Origin of the sequence: Paraburkholderia sp. EG286A, from assembly GCF_040965375.1 — a bacterium.
Lineage (GTDB): Bacteria > Pseudomonadota > Gammaproteobacteria > Burkholderiales > Burkholderiaceae > Paraburkholderia.
This window is the reverse complement of the sequence record NZ_JBFRCB010000006.1, coordinates 162002-176302: the sequence shown is the minus strand read 5'-3', so window position 1 is coordinate 176302 and position 14301 is coordinate 162002. Positions and strand designations below refer to the sequence as shown.

Here is a 14301-nt window from a genome sequence, read left to right as displayed (position 1 = left end):
AAATGTTCTTCTTCATGCGGCTCTTCACACGCTCACCAGGGGACCGGGGTTCTTCAGATACTGGTTGCGAATGGCTTTCGCGCTCCAGTAGGCGAGGGCGGCGACGAGGCCGGTCGGGTTGTAGCCGATCCCCTGCGGGAACGCGGAGGCACCCATCACGAACACGTTGGGCACATCCCAGCTCTGCAGATAGCGGTTGATGACGCTGGTGTTCGGGTCGGTGCCCATCACGGCCCCGCCCACGAGGTGAGTGGTCTGGTAGCGGCGCGAGTCGAAGTGCGCGCCGAATTCGCGCGTGTAGACGTTGATGGCCTTCGGGCCCATCGCCTCGGCGATCTTCTGCATCTGGCCCGTCACGTACTGCGCCATCTTGATGTCGTTGTCCTTCCAGTCGAAGGTCATGCGCAGGAGCGGCTGGCCGTACGAGTCGCGATAGGTCGGATCGAGGTCGAGGTACACGTCGCGGTACGACATGTTGGAACCGTGCGCGTCCATCGAAATGGTGTGCGCGTAGTGGTCCTTCACGGCCTTCTTCCAGCCGGCGCCCCAGTTCGGCGTGCCCGCGGGCGTGGCGATGCCGCTGATCGGCTTCACCCCCGCCTGGTTCACCCAGAGCGGCGAGCCGCCCACGAAGCCGAGCGGCCCGTGGTCGAAGTTGTCGGCGTTGAAGTCATCCACGGCCACGCCGTTGCCGCCCGCGCCGATGAACGGGTTCGTCCACGTGTCCTTGTCGAAGAACGCCGTGATGGTCGAGAGGTTCTGATACGCGAAGTTGCGGCCCACCACGCCCTCGCCCGACACCGGGTCATAGGGCTTGCCGATGCCCGAGAGCAGCAGCAGGTGCACGTTGTGATACTGGAACGCCGAGACGATCACGAGGTCGGCAGGCTGGAACACTTCCTGGCCTGCCGGATCGATATACGTCACGCCCGTGGCGCGCTTTTTGGTGTCGTCGAGTTCGACGCGCAGCACGTGGCATTTCGAGCGCAGTTCGAAGTGCTTTTCCTGCTTGAGCGCGGGCAGGATGTTGAGGTTCGGCGAAGCCTTCGAGTACATGTAGCACGCGTAGCCGCTGCAGAAGCCGCAGAAGTTGCACGGACCCATCTGCACGCCGTAGGGGTTCGTGTACGGCCCCGACGTGTTCGCCGAAGGCAGGCGGTAGGGATGCAGGCCGAGAGACTTCGACGCGTCGAAGAAGCGCTGCGCCGAATACGTATTCAGTTGCGCGGGCAACGGGAAATTGTCGCTGCGCGCGGCTTCGAACACATTGCCGTCGCCGACAACGTTGCCCTTCACCTTGTACGCCTGGCCCGAAGTGCCGAACACCTTCTCCGCGAAGTCGAAGTGCGGCTCCAGTTCGTCGTAGGTGACGCCGTAGTCCTGGATCGTCATGCCTGCGGGGATGAACTTCTTGCCGTAACGCTCTTCGTAGTGGCTCTTCAGGCGCAGCTCTTCGGGCGTGATGCGGAAATGCACGCCCGACCAGTGCAGGCCCGCGCCGCCCACGCCTTCGCCGGGCAGAAACGCGGCGAGCTGGCGGTAGGGCAGGGCCGTGTCGTTCACGCCGTGGCGGATCGAAACCGTGGTCTTCGAAAGATCGAGAAAGAGCTTCTTGCGGATGTTGTACGTGAGCTCGTCGATGGTGTTGGGGTACGCGCCGTCCGGGTAGGTGTCGCGATACTCGCCGCGCTCGAGCGCGACCACCTTCAGGCCCGCTTCGGTCAGTTCCTTCGAGAGGATCGCACCGGTCCAGCCGAAGCCGACCACGACGGCATCGACGTGAGGTTTCTTGATCGCCATTTACGTACGCTCTCCGTTGATCGAGACCGGGCCGTACGGGTAGGGCTTGCCGTTCTGGTTCACGAAATCCATGAAGTCGGCGCGGGCGCCGGGGAAGCCGATCATCTTCCACGCGGCCATGTTGCGGTTGCCGCCGTGGATCGGGTCGCAGAAGTAGCCTTCGCGCGTGTTCTGCAGCAACTGGCCGAAGAACACGGAGGCCGGCACGCCGTCCAGTTCGACCTTGCCCGCCTCGAGTGCGGCGAGCACGCTGTCGCGCGTGCTGGCATCGAGCGCGTCGAAGTCCTTGCCGTAGGCTTTCGTGCAGTACGCGTTCACGGCCTGGATGCCGAGGCGGTAGATGTCGCGCGGCACGAGCTTCAACTGATAGCCGAGTTCGGGCACGCCCTGCTGGAACGGCCCCTGCATGTACCAGAGCGCGCCGTGCGCGTAGGGCGTGTCCATCTGCCGGTCGATGAATTCGGGCACGCCGGCTTCCAGCGCGCCGGGGCCTTCGGAGTCGGCGGGAATCAGGCGGTCGGTGGCGGCTTCGACGAAGGCCCACTCGCGCGCGTCGAAGAAGCGCGGCTTGTAGGCGACGGCCTGCGCGGCTTCTGGCCTGGCGTTGGGCGCAGAGGCGGCGCTGCCGGCCGCGGTGGTTTCGCTCGACGGCTGCTTGCCGCCCTCGCAGCCCGCCAGCGCGCCGGTGGGCACGAGCACCGCTGCCGTGCGCAGGAAACCGCGGCGTGTCGTGAGAGGAGATTCAGACATTGTGGGATTCTGTATGAGTTCGGCGCGGTGTGGTTCGGCCGTGTCCGCGTAGCCATCCTGTGCGCTGCGCGTGACATCCGCCGCAGCGGCACGGAACGGAGATGGTAAATGGAACCGGTTCCACGATTGGAGCGCGATTTTACAATATTCCTTTACGGGGCCGGTACCGGGCGCGCAAGGGCGGGCGAACCCCGGTTGTCGTATCCCCCGAACAAACCCTAACAAATGCAACAAGTTGTTTGACAACTACGGCGAGCCGATGCTACTGTTGCCGGTATTGACAACCCTCCATCCCAAGCACGAGGCCTCATGAACGTGTCCCCGATTGTCGAGAGCGAATTCGCCTCGACTGTGATGGCAGTGCCGCCGCTCGCACGCCGCCCCGACTTCTCCCTCGACGTCGAACAGAACCGCAAGCTGATCCGCCATATGGAAGCGGGCGGTATCCGCACGCTGCTGTACGGCGGCAATGCGAACCTGTACCACGTCGCCGTGAGCGAATTCCGTGAGTTGCTTGACATGCTCGCCGACCTGACCGCGCCCGAAACGCGCGTGATTCCGGCCATCGGTCCCGACTACGGCAAGATGCTCGACCAGGCGCGCATCCTCGCGCAAACGCAGTACAAGACGGCCATGGTGCTGCCGCTTTCCGGCTTCACCACGCCCGCAGGCGTCGAAGCCGGCCTCGCGCGCATCGTCGACACCGCCGGCATTCCGCTCACGCTCTATATCAAGAGCGAAGACTATGTCGACGTCGACACGCTCGTGCGCCTGATCGACCGCGGCACGCTCATTGCGGTCAAGTACGCCATCGTGCGCAAGGACCCGGCGAACGATCCGTACCTGCGCCGCCTGCTGGAAAGCGTGCCGGCCTCGAAGGTCGTCTCGGGCATGGGCGAACGTCCGGCGCTGGTCCACGTGCGCGACTTCGGTCTGGCTGCCTGGACCACGGGCTCGGGCTGTATCGCCGCGAACGCCATCATGGCGCTCCTGAAGGCCGCGAAGGAAGGCCGTGCGGAAGAAGCGCAACGCCTCTACGATGCCTTCATGCCGCTCGAAACGCTGCGCGACAACATCTCGCTGATCCGTGTGCTGCATGACGCCGTGACGCTCTCGGGCATCGCGGACATGGGCCCGATCCTGCCGCTGCTCTCGCAGTCGCCCGCTGAGGCGCTGCCGGCGATCGGCGACGCGGCCAAGGCGCTGCTCGCATTCGAGCAGAAGCTGGCCGCCTCGGCCCAGACCGCCAACGCCTGAACCTGCAGATAGCAATTGAACGGAGCGAACATGCAGATTACTGGAGCCATGCTGCTCGGCGCGCAAGCGGTGCGCGGCGCGGCGGGCGAGATGCGCGCCTTCGCGCCCGCGCTCGGCAAGGAGATCGAGCCGTCGTTCGGCCTCGGCGGCAAGGCCGAAGTCGCGCGCGCCTGCGAACTCGCGGCGCAGGCGTTCGATGCCTTCCGCGCCGCGCCGCACGAAACGCGTGCGCGCCTGCTCGAAGCGATCGCCGAACGCATTCTCGGCATCGGCGACGCGCTGATCGAGCGCGCGCATCTCGAATCGGCGCTGCCCAAGGCGCGCCTCGAAGGCGAGCGTGGCCGCACGGTCGGGCAACTGCGTCTTTTCGCGTCGCTCGTGCGCGACGGCCGCTGGTGCGGCGCCGTGCTCGACTCGGCGTTGCCCGAGCGCAAGCCGCTGCCGCGCTCGGACCTGCGCGCGCATCGCATCCCGCTTGGCCCGGTGGCCGTGTTCGGCGCGAGCAACTTCCCGCTGGCGTTTTCGGTGGCGGGCGGCGACACGGCTTCGGCGCTGGCTGCCGGCTGCCCGGTCGTCGTGAAGGCGCACCTCGCGCATCCGGGCACCTCGGAACTCGTGGGCCGCGCGATCCAGCAGGCCGTGGCTGACGTCGGCCTGCCCGAAGGCGTGTTCTCGCTCGTCTTCGGCGGCGGCAACGAAGCGGGCGAAACGCTCGTGGCGCACCCAGCCATCAAGGCCGTGGGCTTCACGGGCTCGCGCCGCGGCGGTCTCGCGCTTTCGCACATCGCGGCCGCGCGTCCCGAGCCGATTCCGGTCTACGCCGAAATGAGCAGCATCAACCCGATGTTCGTGCTGCCCGCGGCGCTGGCCGCACGTGGCGATGCGCTCGCGCAGGGCTTCGTCGATTCGCTCACGCTGGGCGTGGGCCAGTTCTGCACGAACCCGGGCCTCGTGCTCGCGATCGACTCGCCGGAACTCGACCGCTTCGTCAAGGCGGCGAGCGCCGCGCTCACGCAGAAGCCCTCGCAAAGCATGCTGACGGCCGGCATCGCCTCGACGTATGGCGAAGCCGTTGCGGCGCGCAAGCAGCTGCCGGGCATCGAGAATCTGGCCGAAGGCACGAAGACGGACGCGCATTGCGACGCGCTGCCGGTCCTCTTCAAGGCGAGCGCCGAGCAGTTCCTCGCCCAGCACGCGTTGTCGGACGAGATCTTCGGGCCGACTTCGGTCGTCGTGGCGTGCCGCGACGAAGCCGAACTCGCGCGCGTGGCGGAGCACCTCGAAGGCCAGCTCACGGCGACGCTGCACATCGACCGCGACGACTACGCGATGGCCGCGCGCCTTCTGCCGATTCTCGAGCGCAAGGCCGGCCGCATTCTCGCCAACGGCTTCCCGACGGGCGTCGAAGTCTCGTATGCGATGGTTCACGGCGGCCCGTTCCCGGCCACCTCGGACGCGCGCTCGACTTCGGTGGGCGCGATGGCGATCGAGCGCTTCCTGCGTCCGGTCTGCTACCAGGACCTGCCGGCCGAACTTCTGCCGGTCACGCTGCAGAACGACAATCCGCTCGCGCTGTGGCGTTTGCGCGACGGCGAGCTGGTGAAGCAGTAATCCCGCGAAAGCGGTCGGGAAAGCGCCTGCAGAAGCCTTGCAGGCGCTTTCTCCAGGCGGATTCCGACAAGAGGCTCACAGTAGCCTCACAAAGAGCCTGACGTTGCTTGACAACTTGATGCGTGGTTCGGCATCCTGTGTCCGGCTTTGAAAATACAAGAATCAACGGGTCGCGTAGAACAAATTCCATAAACAGAGATGTGAGGAGATGCGATGTTCGATGGACGCTTGAAGGCCAGCGTGCTGGCCGTGTGTGTGGCGGCCGCCACGGCGCTCGGCATGAGCGCGGCAAAGGCCGATCCCGTTTCCCTGAACATAGTCGACGTGGCCGGCAACCTGCAGCTCACGCAGAAGGCCTTCGAAGCGTTCAAGGCGAAAAACCCGAATCTCGTCTCCAATATCACCTACACCAACGCGCCCGCGCCGCAGTTGCCTGGCAAGATCAAGGCCATGCAGGCCGCCGGCCGCGCCGACATCGATCTCGTGCTGACAGGCACCGACGCGCTCGCCGCCGGCATCGAACAGAACCTGTGGATGAAGCTGCTGCCCGACCAGCAGGCCGCGCTGCCGGGCGTGCTCGACAAGTACGCGCCGGGTCCGCGCAAGATGCAGGACCTGGCGCAAGGCTACGGCCTCGAAGTGTCGTATATGCCGGCCGGTCCGCTGATCGAATACAACCCGGCCAAGGTCGCCAAGCCGCCGCAGACGCCGCAAGAACTGCTGGCGTGGTGCAAGGCGAACCCCGGCAAGCTGATCTATGCGCGTCCGGCCAACTCGGGCCCAGGCCGCACGTTCCTGATGGGTCTGCCGTACCTGCTCGGCGACAAGAACCCGCAAGACCCGATCAACGGCTGGGACAAGACCTGGGCGTACCTGAAGGAGCTGAACTCGTGCGTGCCGTACTACCCGGGCGGCACCTCGGCGGTGATGAAGGAGCTGGGCGAAGGCACGCGCGACATGACGGTGACCGTGACGGGCTGGGACATCAACCCGCGCGCGCTCGGCATCGTGCCGGCCGACTTCAAGGTGCAGGCGTTCAACAACATGACGTGGGTGAACGACGCCCATTACATGGTCGTGCCGAAGGGCGTTTCGAAAGAGAAGCTCGCGGTGCTGCTCAAGCTCATGAACTTCATGCTCGAGCCGCAGCAGCAGGCCATGACCTATGACGACGGCTACTTCTATCCGGGCCCGGCAGTGAAGGACGTCACGCTGCAGATGGCGCCGAAGGAAAGCCAGGACGTGATCGCGAAGTACGGCCGTCCCGAGTACGCGAAGTGGCTCGCGGCCTATCCGCATGTCCAGCCGCTTTCGGCCCAGGCGATGGTCGCGGCGTTCCAGAAATGGGACCGCGAAGTCGGTTCGCAGAAGTCGCAGTAACGAGAGGAAGAATCAGCAATGGACGGACGGTGCTTGCGTACCCCATTCGGTTTGAGCGCCGTCCGCGTTTCATTCGTACGTAGTTGATGATGTTGGTCAGGAACGTGTCATGAAGCATTCTTTCGATCGTCTGCGCCTCGACTCGGTGTGCCGTAGCTTCACCAGCGCAGAGGGGACGCAGCTCGCCGCGCTGCGTGGTCTCGACCTCGAGATTCGCCGCGGCGAATTCATCGCGCTGCTCGGGCCTTCGGGCTGCGGGAAATCCACCGCGCTCAATTGCATCGCCGGTCTGCAACCGCTCACGAGCGGCAGCATCTGGCTGGACGACCTGCGTATCGACGTGCTGCCGCCCGAGAAGCGCGGCTTCGGCATGGTGTTCCAGAATTACGCGTTGTTCCCGCACATGACGGTGCTGGAAAACGTCGGCTTCGGCCTGAAAATGCAGGGCGTGCCGCGCGACGAGGCGAAGCGCCGCGCGCGCGAGGCGCTGCAGCTCGTGCAGCTCGTCGGCCACGAAAACAAGCTGCCGGGCCAGCTTTCGGGCGGCCAGCAGCAGCGCGTGGCGATTGCCCGCGCCATCGTCATCGAGCCGCCGCTCGTGCTGATGGACGAGCCGCTCTCGAACCTCGACACCAAGCTGCGCATCGAAATGCGCGCGGAAATCCGCCGCATTCACGGGCAGCTCGAACGCGCCACGATTTACGTGACCCACGATCAGGACGAAGCGCTTTCGATGGCGGACCGCATCGTCGTGATGAGAGAGGGCGTCGTGCAGCAGGTCGCGACGCCGAAGGAAGTGTATAGCCGCCCCTCGAATCTGCACGTTGCGCGCTTCATGGGCTTTCGCAACGTGCTGCCGTTCGCGATTACGGGCGAGCAGGGCGGGCATGTTGCGATGTCGTCGTCGGGCATCACGCTCACTGGCGTGCCGATGGGCGATATTGCTGCCAACAACGGCGGCAACGAAATTTCCGTGGCCATGCGCCCCGAAGATTTCGAGCGCGCCAACGCGGGCGATGCGAACGCCTTCGACGTCGAAGTGGAAATGGTCGAATACGGCGGCCGCGACTCGCTGCTGCTCGCCAACGCGCCGTTCGGCAAGCTGTGGGCGCGCGTGGAAGGCGAATTCGCAGCGGGCGAGCGCGCCACGCTGCGCGTCGCGCCTTCGCACGTGCTGGCCTACGCGGAGCGTGCGTCATGAGCACGCTCATTCCGTCGCTGGTCAAGGCGCCGCGCGATTCGCGCGGCTGGCTCATCACGCCCGCGCTCGGCTTCATCATCGCGATGTTCCTCTACCCGTTCGCCTACGGCCTCGTGCTGTCGTTCAGGCCGATGAACGGCGGCGGCATGTTCGCGAATTACCTGCAGTTCGTTCACGACCTTTCGCTGTGGCCCACGGTGTTCGTCACGCTCAAGCTGGCGGTGCCCGCGACGATCATCAACGTCGGGCTCTCGCTGCCGGTGGCCTTCGCGCTGCGCCGCAAGTCGCCGTACCAGAAGCTCGTGACCACGCTGCTCGTCATCCCCGTCACGCTCGGCACGGTGCTGATCGCCGACGGCATGCTGAGCTACTTCGGCCCGAACGGCTGGTTCCCGCAGGCGCTGCACGCGCTGCATCTGTATACGAACGAAGAGATCCGGCTCACGCACAACTATTGGGGCGTGCTGATCTCGCTGATCGTTTCGGGTTTCCCGTTCGCGTTTCTGCTCACGCTCTCGTACGTGACCGGCATCGACCCGACGCTCGCGCGCGCGGCGGCCACGCTTGGCGCAGGCCCGTGGCAGCAGTTCCGGCAAATCTATCTGCCGCTGCTCGCGCCCGGTCTCACGATGGCCGCGTGCCTGTCGTTCGTGCAGGCGTATTCGGTGTTCCCTTCCGCCGTGCTGCTCGGCGCGCCCGCGGGTCCCACGCGCGTGATCTCCATTGCGGCAGCGGAGGCGGCGTTCGAGAGCTATGACTACTCGCTCGCCTCGACCATCGCCATCGTGATGGGCTTCGTGCAATTGATCGTCGTGGCCGCGATGTTGAGCGCCAAGCGCTTCTTCTACTCGGGCCCGGTGAGCGGAGGGAAAGGCTGATGACCGCACATCAACGCAACGCGGCCGGCCTCGGCGCGGAAGCGACGACGAGCGAGCAACGTTCCGCATCCGCCGCCAACGTCGAGCAGGCCAGGCCCGCTTCGCGCCTGCCCGATGTGCTCTGGAAAGTGTTCGTCTGGGGCGGCGTGGTGTTCTTCCTGCTCAACGTGGTGCTGCTGATCGCTACCGTGGGCGTGAACTCCATCGCCACGCGCTGGTTCGGCACGCCGCTGCCGCAAGGCTTCACGCTGCACTGGTATGCGCAGGCGTGGCGCGACTTCCAGTTGTCGAGCGTGCTGTGGGTGACGTTCGAAGTGGTCGGCTCGGTCGTGCTGCTCTCCATCGCGCTGGGCGTGCCCGCCGCCTACGCGCTGGCGCGCGCGCAGTTCCCAGGCAAGCGCATTGCCATGCTCGTGTTCCTGCTGCCGCTCATGGTGCCGCCCGTCACGTACGGTATTCCGATGGCCACTGCCATGTACCAGATCGGCCTCGCGGGCACGCTGCCTGGCGTGATCCTCGCGAACCTGGTGCCCGCACTGCCGTTCGTGATCCTCGTGATGACGCCGTTCATCGAGCAGATCGATCCGAATCTCGAGTCGGCCGCGCGCATTTTCGGCGCGAACACGCTGCGCTATTTCCGCTATGTATTGCTGCCGCTCCTCGTGCCGGGGATGCTGGCGGCGGGGTTGCTCGTGCTGGTGCGCACGATCGGCATGTTTGAACTCACTTTCTTTACCGCCGGACCCGACACGCAAACGCTGGTGGTTGCGCTGTACTACGCCGTCTTCTCGACGGGCGTGCGTGCGCCGCAATCCATCGACGCGATGGCCATGATCTACATGGCCATCACGCTTGCGTGGGTGCTGGTGGCCCTGCAGTTCGTCAGCCCGACACAGCTCGTGTCGCGCGTGAAGGAGCAACGCTAGGCCAGCGCCGGCGGCTTTACTGGAAACACCTGGAGCAACGCAAGATGAGCAAGAAGCGAAAGACCCCCGAAGAACTGCGCAGCCACCGCTGGTATGGAGTGAACGACCTGCGGTCGTTCGGCCATCGCTCGCGCTCCGCGCAGATGGGGTACAGCCGCGAGGAGTACGCGGGCAAACCGGTGATCGCCATCCTCAATACGTGGAGCGAGATCAACCCCTGCCATACGCACTTCAAGCAGCGCGTGGAAGAGGTCAAGCGCGGCATCTGGCAGGCGGGTGGTTTCCCGATCGAGTTGCCGGTGCAGACGCTTTCCGAGCCGTTCCAGAAGCCCACCACGATGCTCTATCGCAACTTCCTCGCCATGGAAGCGGAAGAGACGATCCGTTCGTACCCGGCCGACGGCGTCGTGCTGATGGGCGGCTGCGACAAGACCACGCCCGCGCTGCTGATGGGCGCGATCTCGATGGACCTGCCGACCATCTTCCTGCCGGCGGGCCCGATGCTCAACGGCAACTGGAACGGCGTGACGCTCGGTTCGGGCTCGGACACCTGGAAGTACTGGGCCGACCTGCGCGCGGGCAAGATCACCGACGAGGACTGGAAGGGCGTGGAGGGCGGCATCGCACGCTCGCCGGGCCACTGCATGACGATGGGCACGGCATCGACGATGACGAGCGCCGCGGAGGCGCTGGGCTTCACGCTGCCGGGCTTCGCCTCGATTCCCGCGCCTGACTCGCGCCACGCGCAGATGTCGGCGAAGACGGGCATGCGCATCGTCGAGATGGTGTGGGAAGACCTGAAGCCTTCGGACATCATCACGCGCAAGTCGGTCGACAACGCCGTGACCACGTGTCTCGCGCTGTCGGGCTCGACCAACGCGATCGTCCACATGATCGCGCTGGCACGCCGCGCCGGTGTCGATCTCACGCTTGCACAGTACGATGAAATCGCACGCCGCACGCCGGTGCTCGCGAATATCCGCCCGACCGGCAAGTACCTCATGGAGGACTTCTACTACGCCGGCGGCCTGCGCGCGATGCTCAAGGAACTCGGCGAACTGATCGACGGCACGCAGATGACCGTGAACGGCAAGACGCTCGGCGAGAACATCGCCGACGCGGAAATCTACAGCGAAGAGGTGATCTATCGCCGCGCGAAGCCGCTCATGCCGGATACGGGCCTCGCCGTGCTGCGCGGCAATCTCGCGCCGGACGGCGCCGTGATCAAGCCGGGCGCGGCGGAAAAGCATCTGCACGTGCACACGGGCAAGGCCGTGGTGTTCAAGGACTACAACGACATGGCTGCGCGCATCGACAGCGAAGACCTCGACTGCGACGAGAACAGCGTGATCGTGCTCCAGCACGCGGGACCGGTCGGCGCGCCCGGCATGCCCGAGTGGGGCCAGCTGCCAATTCCGCAAAAGATTCTGCAGAAGGGCGTACGCGACATGTTGCGTATTTCCGACGCTCGCATGAGCGGCACGAGTTATGGCGCGTGCGTGTTGCACGTGGCGCCGGAATCGTTCATCGGCGGTCCGCTCGCGCTCGTGCAGGACGGCGACCTGATCGAGCTGAACGTGCCGGAGCGGCGCCTGAACGTGCTGATTCCGGACGAGGAAATGGCGCGCCGCAAGGCCGCGTGGGTCGCACCGGAAGCGCGCTTCAAGCGCGGCTACGGCGCGATGTACCAGATGCACGTCATGCAGGCCAACAACGGCTGCGAGTTCGACTTCATGCAGCGTGACGGCGTGGGCGGCTCGTGCGCCAGCGCGGGCGGCGAACCCGAGATTCACTAAAGAGACACATTCGGCAGGGAGCGCTTCAGGGGCGCTGCGCTCCCTGCCGGACAGGAGGCAATGTAGCAATCAGGGTTTTAACGAGTAGCAAACCACAACGACTAAAGATAGGACGACTGATGAAAAAAACTATCCTCGCTTCCGCGCTTGGACTCGCCGCGCTGGGCGCTCACGCGCAAAGCAGCGTCACGCTGTACGGTATCGTCGATAACGGTATCGGTTATCAAAGCAGCTCCACCTCGCTGGGCAAGACTTCTGGCGGACGTTCGGTCGTCAAGATGGCGCAGGGCATCTGGGCCGGGTCGCGCTTCGGCTTGAAGGGCGGCGAAGATCTGGGCGGCGGCACGCGCGCGATCTTCACCCTCGAAGAAGGCTTCAATTCGGCAACGGGCGCACAGCAGACCACGAACCTGATGTTCAGCCGCCAGGCGTTCGTGGGTGTCACGAACGCGAACTACGGCACGCTGACGGCCGGCCGCCAGTACGCCCCGTACTACACGCTGCTCTCGCCGTACAGCCCGACCACGTGGCTGACCGGCGCATACGGCGCGCACCCGGGCGATATCGATTCGATGGACACCATCTATCGCATCAACAATTCGATGGTCTATACGTCGCCGAACATCGCGGGCCTGACCGTGAGCGGCATGTATGCACTGGGCGGCGTGGCGGGCAGCACCGGCGCAGGCCAGACGTGGAGCCTTGCCGCGCAATATCTGCACGGTCCGGCAGGCATCGCCGTAGGCTTCGAGCGCCTCCACAATTCGACGCCTGGCGGCGGCGCGTGGGGCGATAACTCGACGGCGAACAGCGCTGGCGAGCCGGGCGTGTCGGCTCTCACGAACGGCTTCCGGACGACACAGTCGCAGCAGCGCCTGGCGGTGACGGCTGGCTACCAGTTCAGCTCGCAGTGGGACATTTCGGTGGCTTACTCGAACGTCCAGTACATTCCGGGCACGAATTCGTCCTTCCACGACACGCAAATCTGGAACACGGGCGGCGTCGTGCTGCACTACAAGCCGATCACCACCCTCGATCTCGCGGCTGGTTTCGCCTACACGCGCGCGACCAAGGCCAACGGCATCCAGAGCTCGGCTTCGTACGCACAGTACAACCTGTCGCAGTACTACACGCTGTCGAAGCGCACGGGTCTGTACTTCGTCGAGGCGTACCAGCGCGCAGGCGGTCAGACGCTTGGCACGAACGGCGCGGGCAACATCATCAACGCGACTGCCGACATCGGCGACGGCCAGAACAGCGCGCCGTCTTCGTCGCGCAGCCAGGTGGCGGGCGCGATCGGTATCATTCACCGCTTCTAAGCACATATCGAAGTCTTCACGCTCCGAAAGCAGTATCTTCGGCGGTGCCGGTTTGATAACCGGCGCCGCCGTTTTTTTTGCGGGCAGAGGTAGTAGAACATCTAATCTTTGAATATCCGGCCGAATCGATAAGATCCTGCGATGCTTCAAGGAGAATCGGCATGACATTCACGACTTCCGCGCTTCATCTCTCGAACGTCAGGCTGGCCGACGGCCAGCGCGTTGGCGTCGCGCTCGCCGATGGCCGCATCGAGGCAATCGGACCCCACGTCGCGGCACAGCCGGGCGTACCGGTCGTCGACGGCGGCGCCGGGCTGCTGCTGCCCGGTTTCGTCGAGGGCCACACGCACCTCGACAAGAGCAACTGGGGCCGCCCGTGGTATCGCAACGAGGTTGGGCCGCTGCTTACCGACCGCATCGCCAACGAGCGCGAATGGCGCAGGACCTCGGGCCACGATGCCGGCGCCCAGTCGCTCGCGCTGGCGCGCGCATTCGTGCAGGCCGGTACGACGCGCCTGCGGACCCATGTCGACATCGACACCGACGCGCGACTGCGTTACCTCGAAGGCGTGCTCGCCACGCGGCAGACGCTGCGCGATGTCCTCGACCTGCAGATCGTCGCGTTTCCGCAGTCGGGCATGCTGATCCGGCCGGGCACGGTCGAACTGCTCGACAGCGCACTGGCGGCCGGCGCCGACGTACTCGGTGCGCTCGACCCGGCGCTGATCGACGGAGATCCCGTGGCCTCGCTCGATGCCACGTTCGCACTGGCGGAGCGCCATCGCAAGCCGATCGATATTCATCTGCACGAACCCGGCGAGGTCGGGGCGTTCACGCTGAAACTGCTGCTCGATCGCGTGCAGGCGCTCGGCATGCAAGGTCAGGTTGTCGTGAGTCACGCGTTCTGTCTGGGCGCGTTGCCGGAGCGCGCGCGCGACGCGTTGATCGACCGGATTGCGCAACTGCGCGTGGCGCTGCTGACGAGCGCGCCGCCTTCGTGTCCGGTTCCGCCGCTCAAGGTCTGCCGCGACAGGGGCGTGACGGTGTTCGGCGGCAACGACGGCATTCGCGACACGTGGTCGCCGTATGGCGTGCCCGACATGCTCGAGCGTGCCATGTTGATCGGCTTGCGCTACGACTTGCGGCGCGACGACGATATCGCTATCGCATTCGACTGCGTGAGCGATGCCGCCGCGCGTGGCTGCGATTTCCCCGACTATGGTCTGAAGGTTGGGGCGCGGGCGGAGCTTGTCGTCGTGGACGCGGAGAGCGTTGCGCAGGCCGTCGTCGCGCGGCCGAAGCGCAAGCTGGTTGTCGCGAACGGACGCGTTGTTGTGCGTGATGGGGATTTGATCGTGTGAGTGATTAGCGTGACGTGTAGCA

The 14301-nt window shown here is 65.4% G+C and carries 12 protein-coding genes; 9 read left to right on the top strand and 3 right to left on the bottom strand.

Annotation, left to right across the window (positions count from 1 at the left end; all coding sequences use genetic code 11):
- Positions 1–24: 24 nt before the first annotated feature.
- Both AB4Y35_RS27710 and AB4Y35_RS27705 read right to left on the bottom strand, forming a co-directional pair.
- On the bottom strand, positions 25–1800 hold the full coding sequence (locus tag AB4Y35_RS27710; RefSeq protein WP_368706874.1) for a GMC family oxidoreductase: 1776 nt from the start codon (positions 1798–1800) through the stop codon (positions 25–27).
- A complete protein-coding gene (locus AB4Y35_RS27705; RefSeq protein ID WP_368706873.1) occupies positions 1801–2550 on the bottom strand; it encodes a gluconate 2-dehydrogenase subunit 3 family protein in 750 nt (249 codons plus the stop codon). It lies immediately after the preceding gene.
- Between the two features lie 309 nt (positions 2551–2859).
- Between AB4Y35_RS27705 and AB4Y35_RS27700 the strand changes: the two genes are divergently transcribed.
- The 8 genes from AB4Y35_RS27700 to AB4Y35_RS27665 all read left to right on the top strand — a co-directional run bounded on the left by AB4Y35_RS27700 (position 2860) and on the right by AB4Y35_RS27665 (position 12918).
- Positions 2860–3807 (top strand): dihydrodipicolinate synthase family protein, encoded by a 948-nt coding sequence (locus AB4Y35_RS27700; protein WP_368706872.1) that lies wholly within the window; start codon positions 2860–2862, stop codon positions 3805–3807.
- Positions 3808–3837: 30 nt separating this feature from the next.
- The gene (locus AB4Y35_RS27695; RefSeq protein ID WP_368706871.1) at positions 3838–5418 is read left to right on the top strand and encodes an aldehyde dehydrogenase (NADP(+)); all 1581 of its coding nucleotides are present in this window, start codon (positions 3838–3840) and stop codon (positions 5416–5418) included.
- A gap of 279 nt (positions 5419–5697) precedes the next feature.
- On the top strand, positions 5698–6798 hold the full coding sequence (locus AB4Y35_RS27690; protein ID WP_368707216.1) for an ABC transporter substrate-binding protein: 1101 nt from the start codon (positions 5698–5700) through the stop codon (positions 6796–6798).
- 109 nt (positions 6799–6907) lie between these two features.
- Positions 6908–7999: an ABC transporter ATP-binding protein gene (locus AB4Y35_RS27685; protein ID WP_368706870.1), complete on the top strand. Its 1092-nt coding sequence runs from the start codon at positions 6908–6910 to the stop codon at positions 7997–7999.
- Positions 7996–8877 (top strand): sugar ABC transporter permease, encoded by an 882-nt coding sequence (locus tag AB4Y35_RS27680; protein ID WP_324159634.1) that lies wholly within the window; start codon positions 7996–7998, stop codon positions 8875–8877. The genes AB4Y35_RS27685 and AB4Y35_RS27680 overlap by 4 nt, the downstream gene beginning before the upstream one ends.
- Positions 8877–9803: an ABC transporter permease gene (locus AB4Y35_RS27675; RefSeq protein ID WP_368706869.1), complete on the top strand. Its 927-nt coding sequence runs from the start codon at positions 8877–8879 to the stop codon at positions 9801–9803. Before AB4Y35_RS27680 ends, AB4Y35_RS27675 begins: the two co-directional genes overlap by 1 nt.
- A gap of 44 nt (positions 9804–9847) precedes the next feature.
- Positions 9848–11599, top strand: a complete 1752-nt coding sequence (araD, locus tag AB4Y35_RS27670; RefSeq protein WP_368697283.1) for an L-arabinonate dehydratase — start codon at positions 9848–9850, stop codon at positions 11597–11599.
- Positions 11600–11718: 119 nt separating this feature from the next.
- Positions 11719–12918 carry a porin gene (locus AB4Y35_RS27665; RefSeq protein ID WP_342924871.1) on the top strand — a complete coding sequence of 400 codons (1200 nt, stop codon included), beginning with the start codon at positions 11719–11721 and terminating at the stop codon, positions 12916–12918.
- A 16-nt stretch (positions 12919–12934) separates the two neighbouring features.
- Here the strand turns inward: AB4Y35_RS27665 and AB4Y35_RS27660 are convergent, their stop codons facing one another.
- Positions 12935–13081 (bottom strand): hypothetical protein, encoded by a 147-nt coding sequence (locus AB4Y35_RS27660; RefSeq protein ID WP_368706868.1) that lies wholly within the window; start codon positions 13079–13081, stop codon positions 12935–12937.
- Between AB4Y35_RS27660 and AB4Y35_RS27655 the strand changes: the two genes are divergently transcribed.
- Positions 13080–14279 (top strand): amidohydrolase family protein, encoded by a 1200-nt coding sequence (locus AB4Y35_RS27655; protein ID WP_368706867.1) that lies wholly within the window; start codon positions 13080–13082, stop codon positions 14277–14279. The two genes, AB4Y35_RS27660 and AB4Y35_RS27655, sit on opposite strands and share 2 nt — an antisense overlap.
- Positions 14280–14301: the final 22 nt, after the last annotated feature.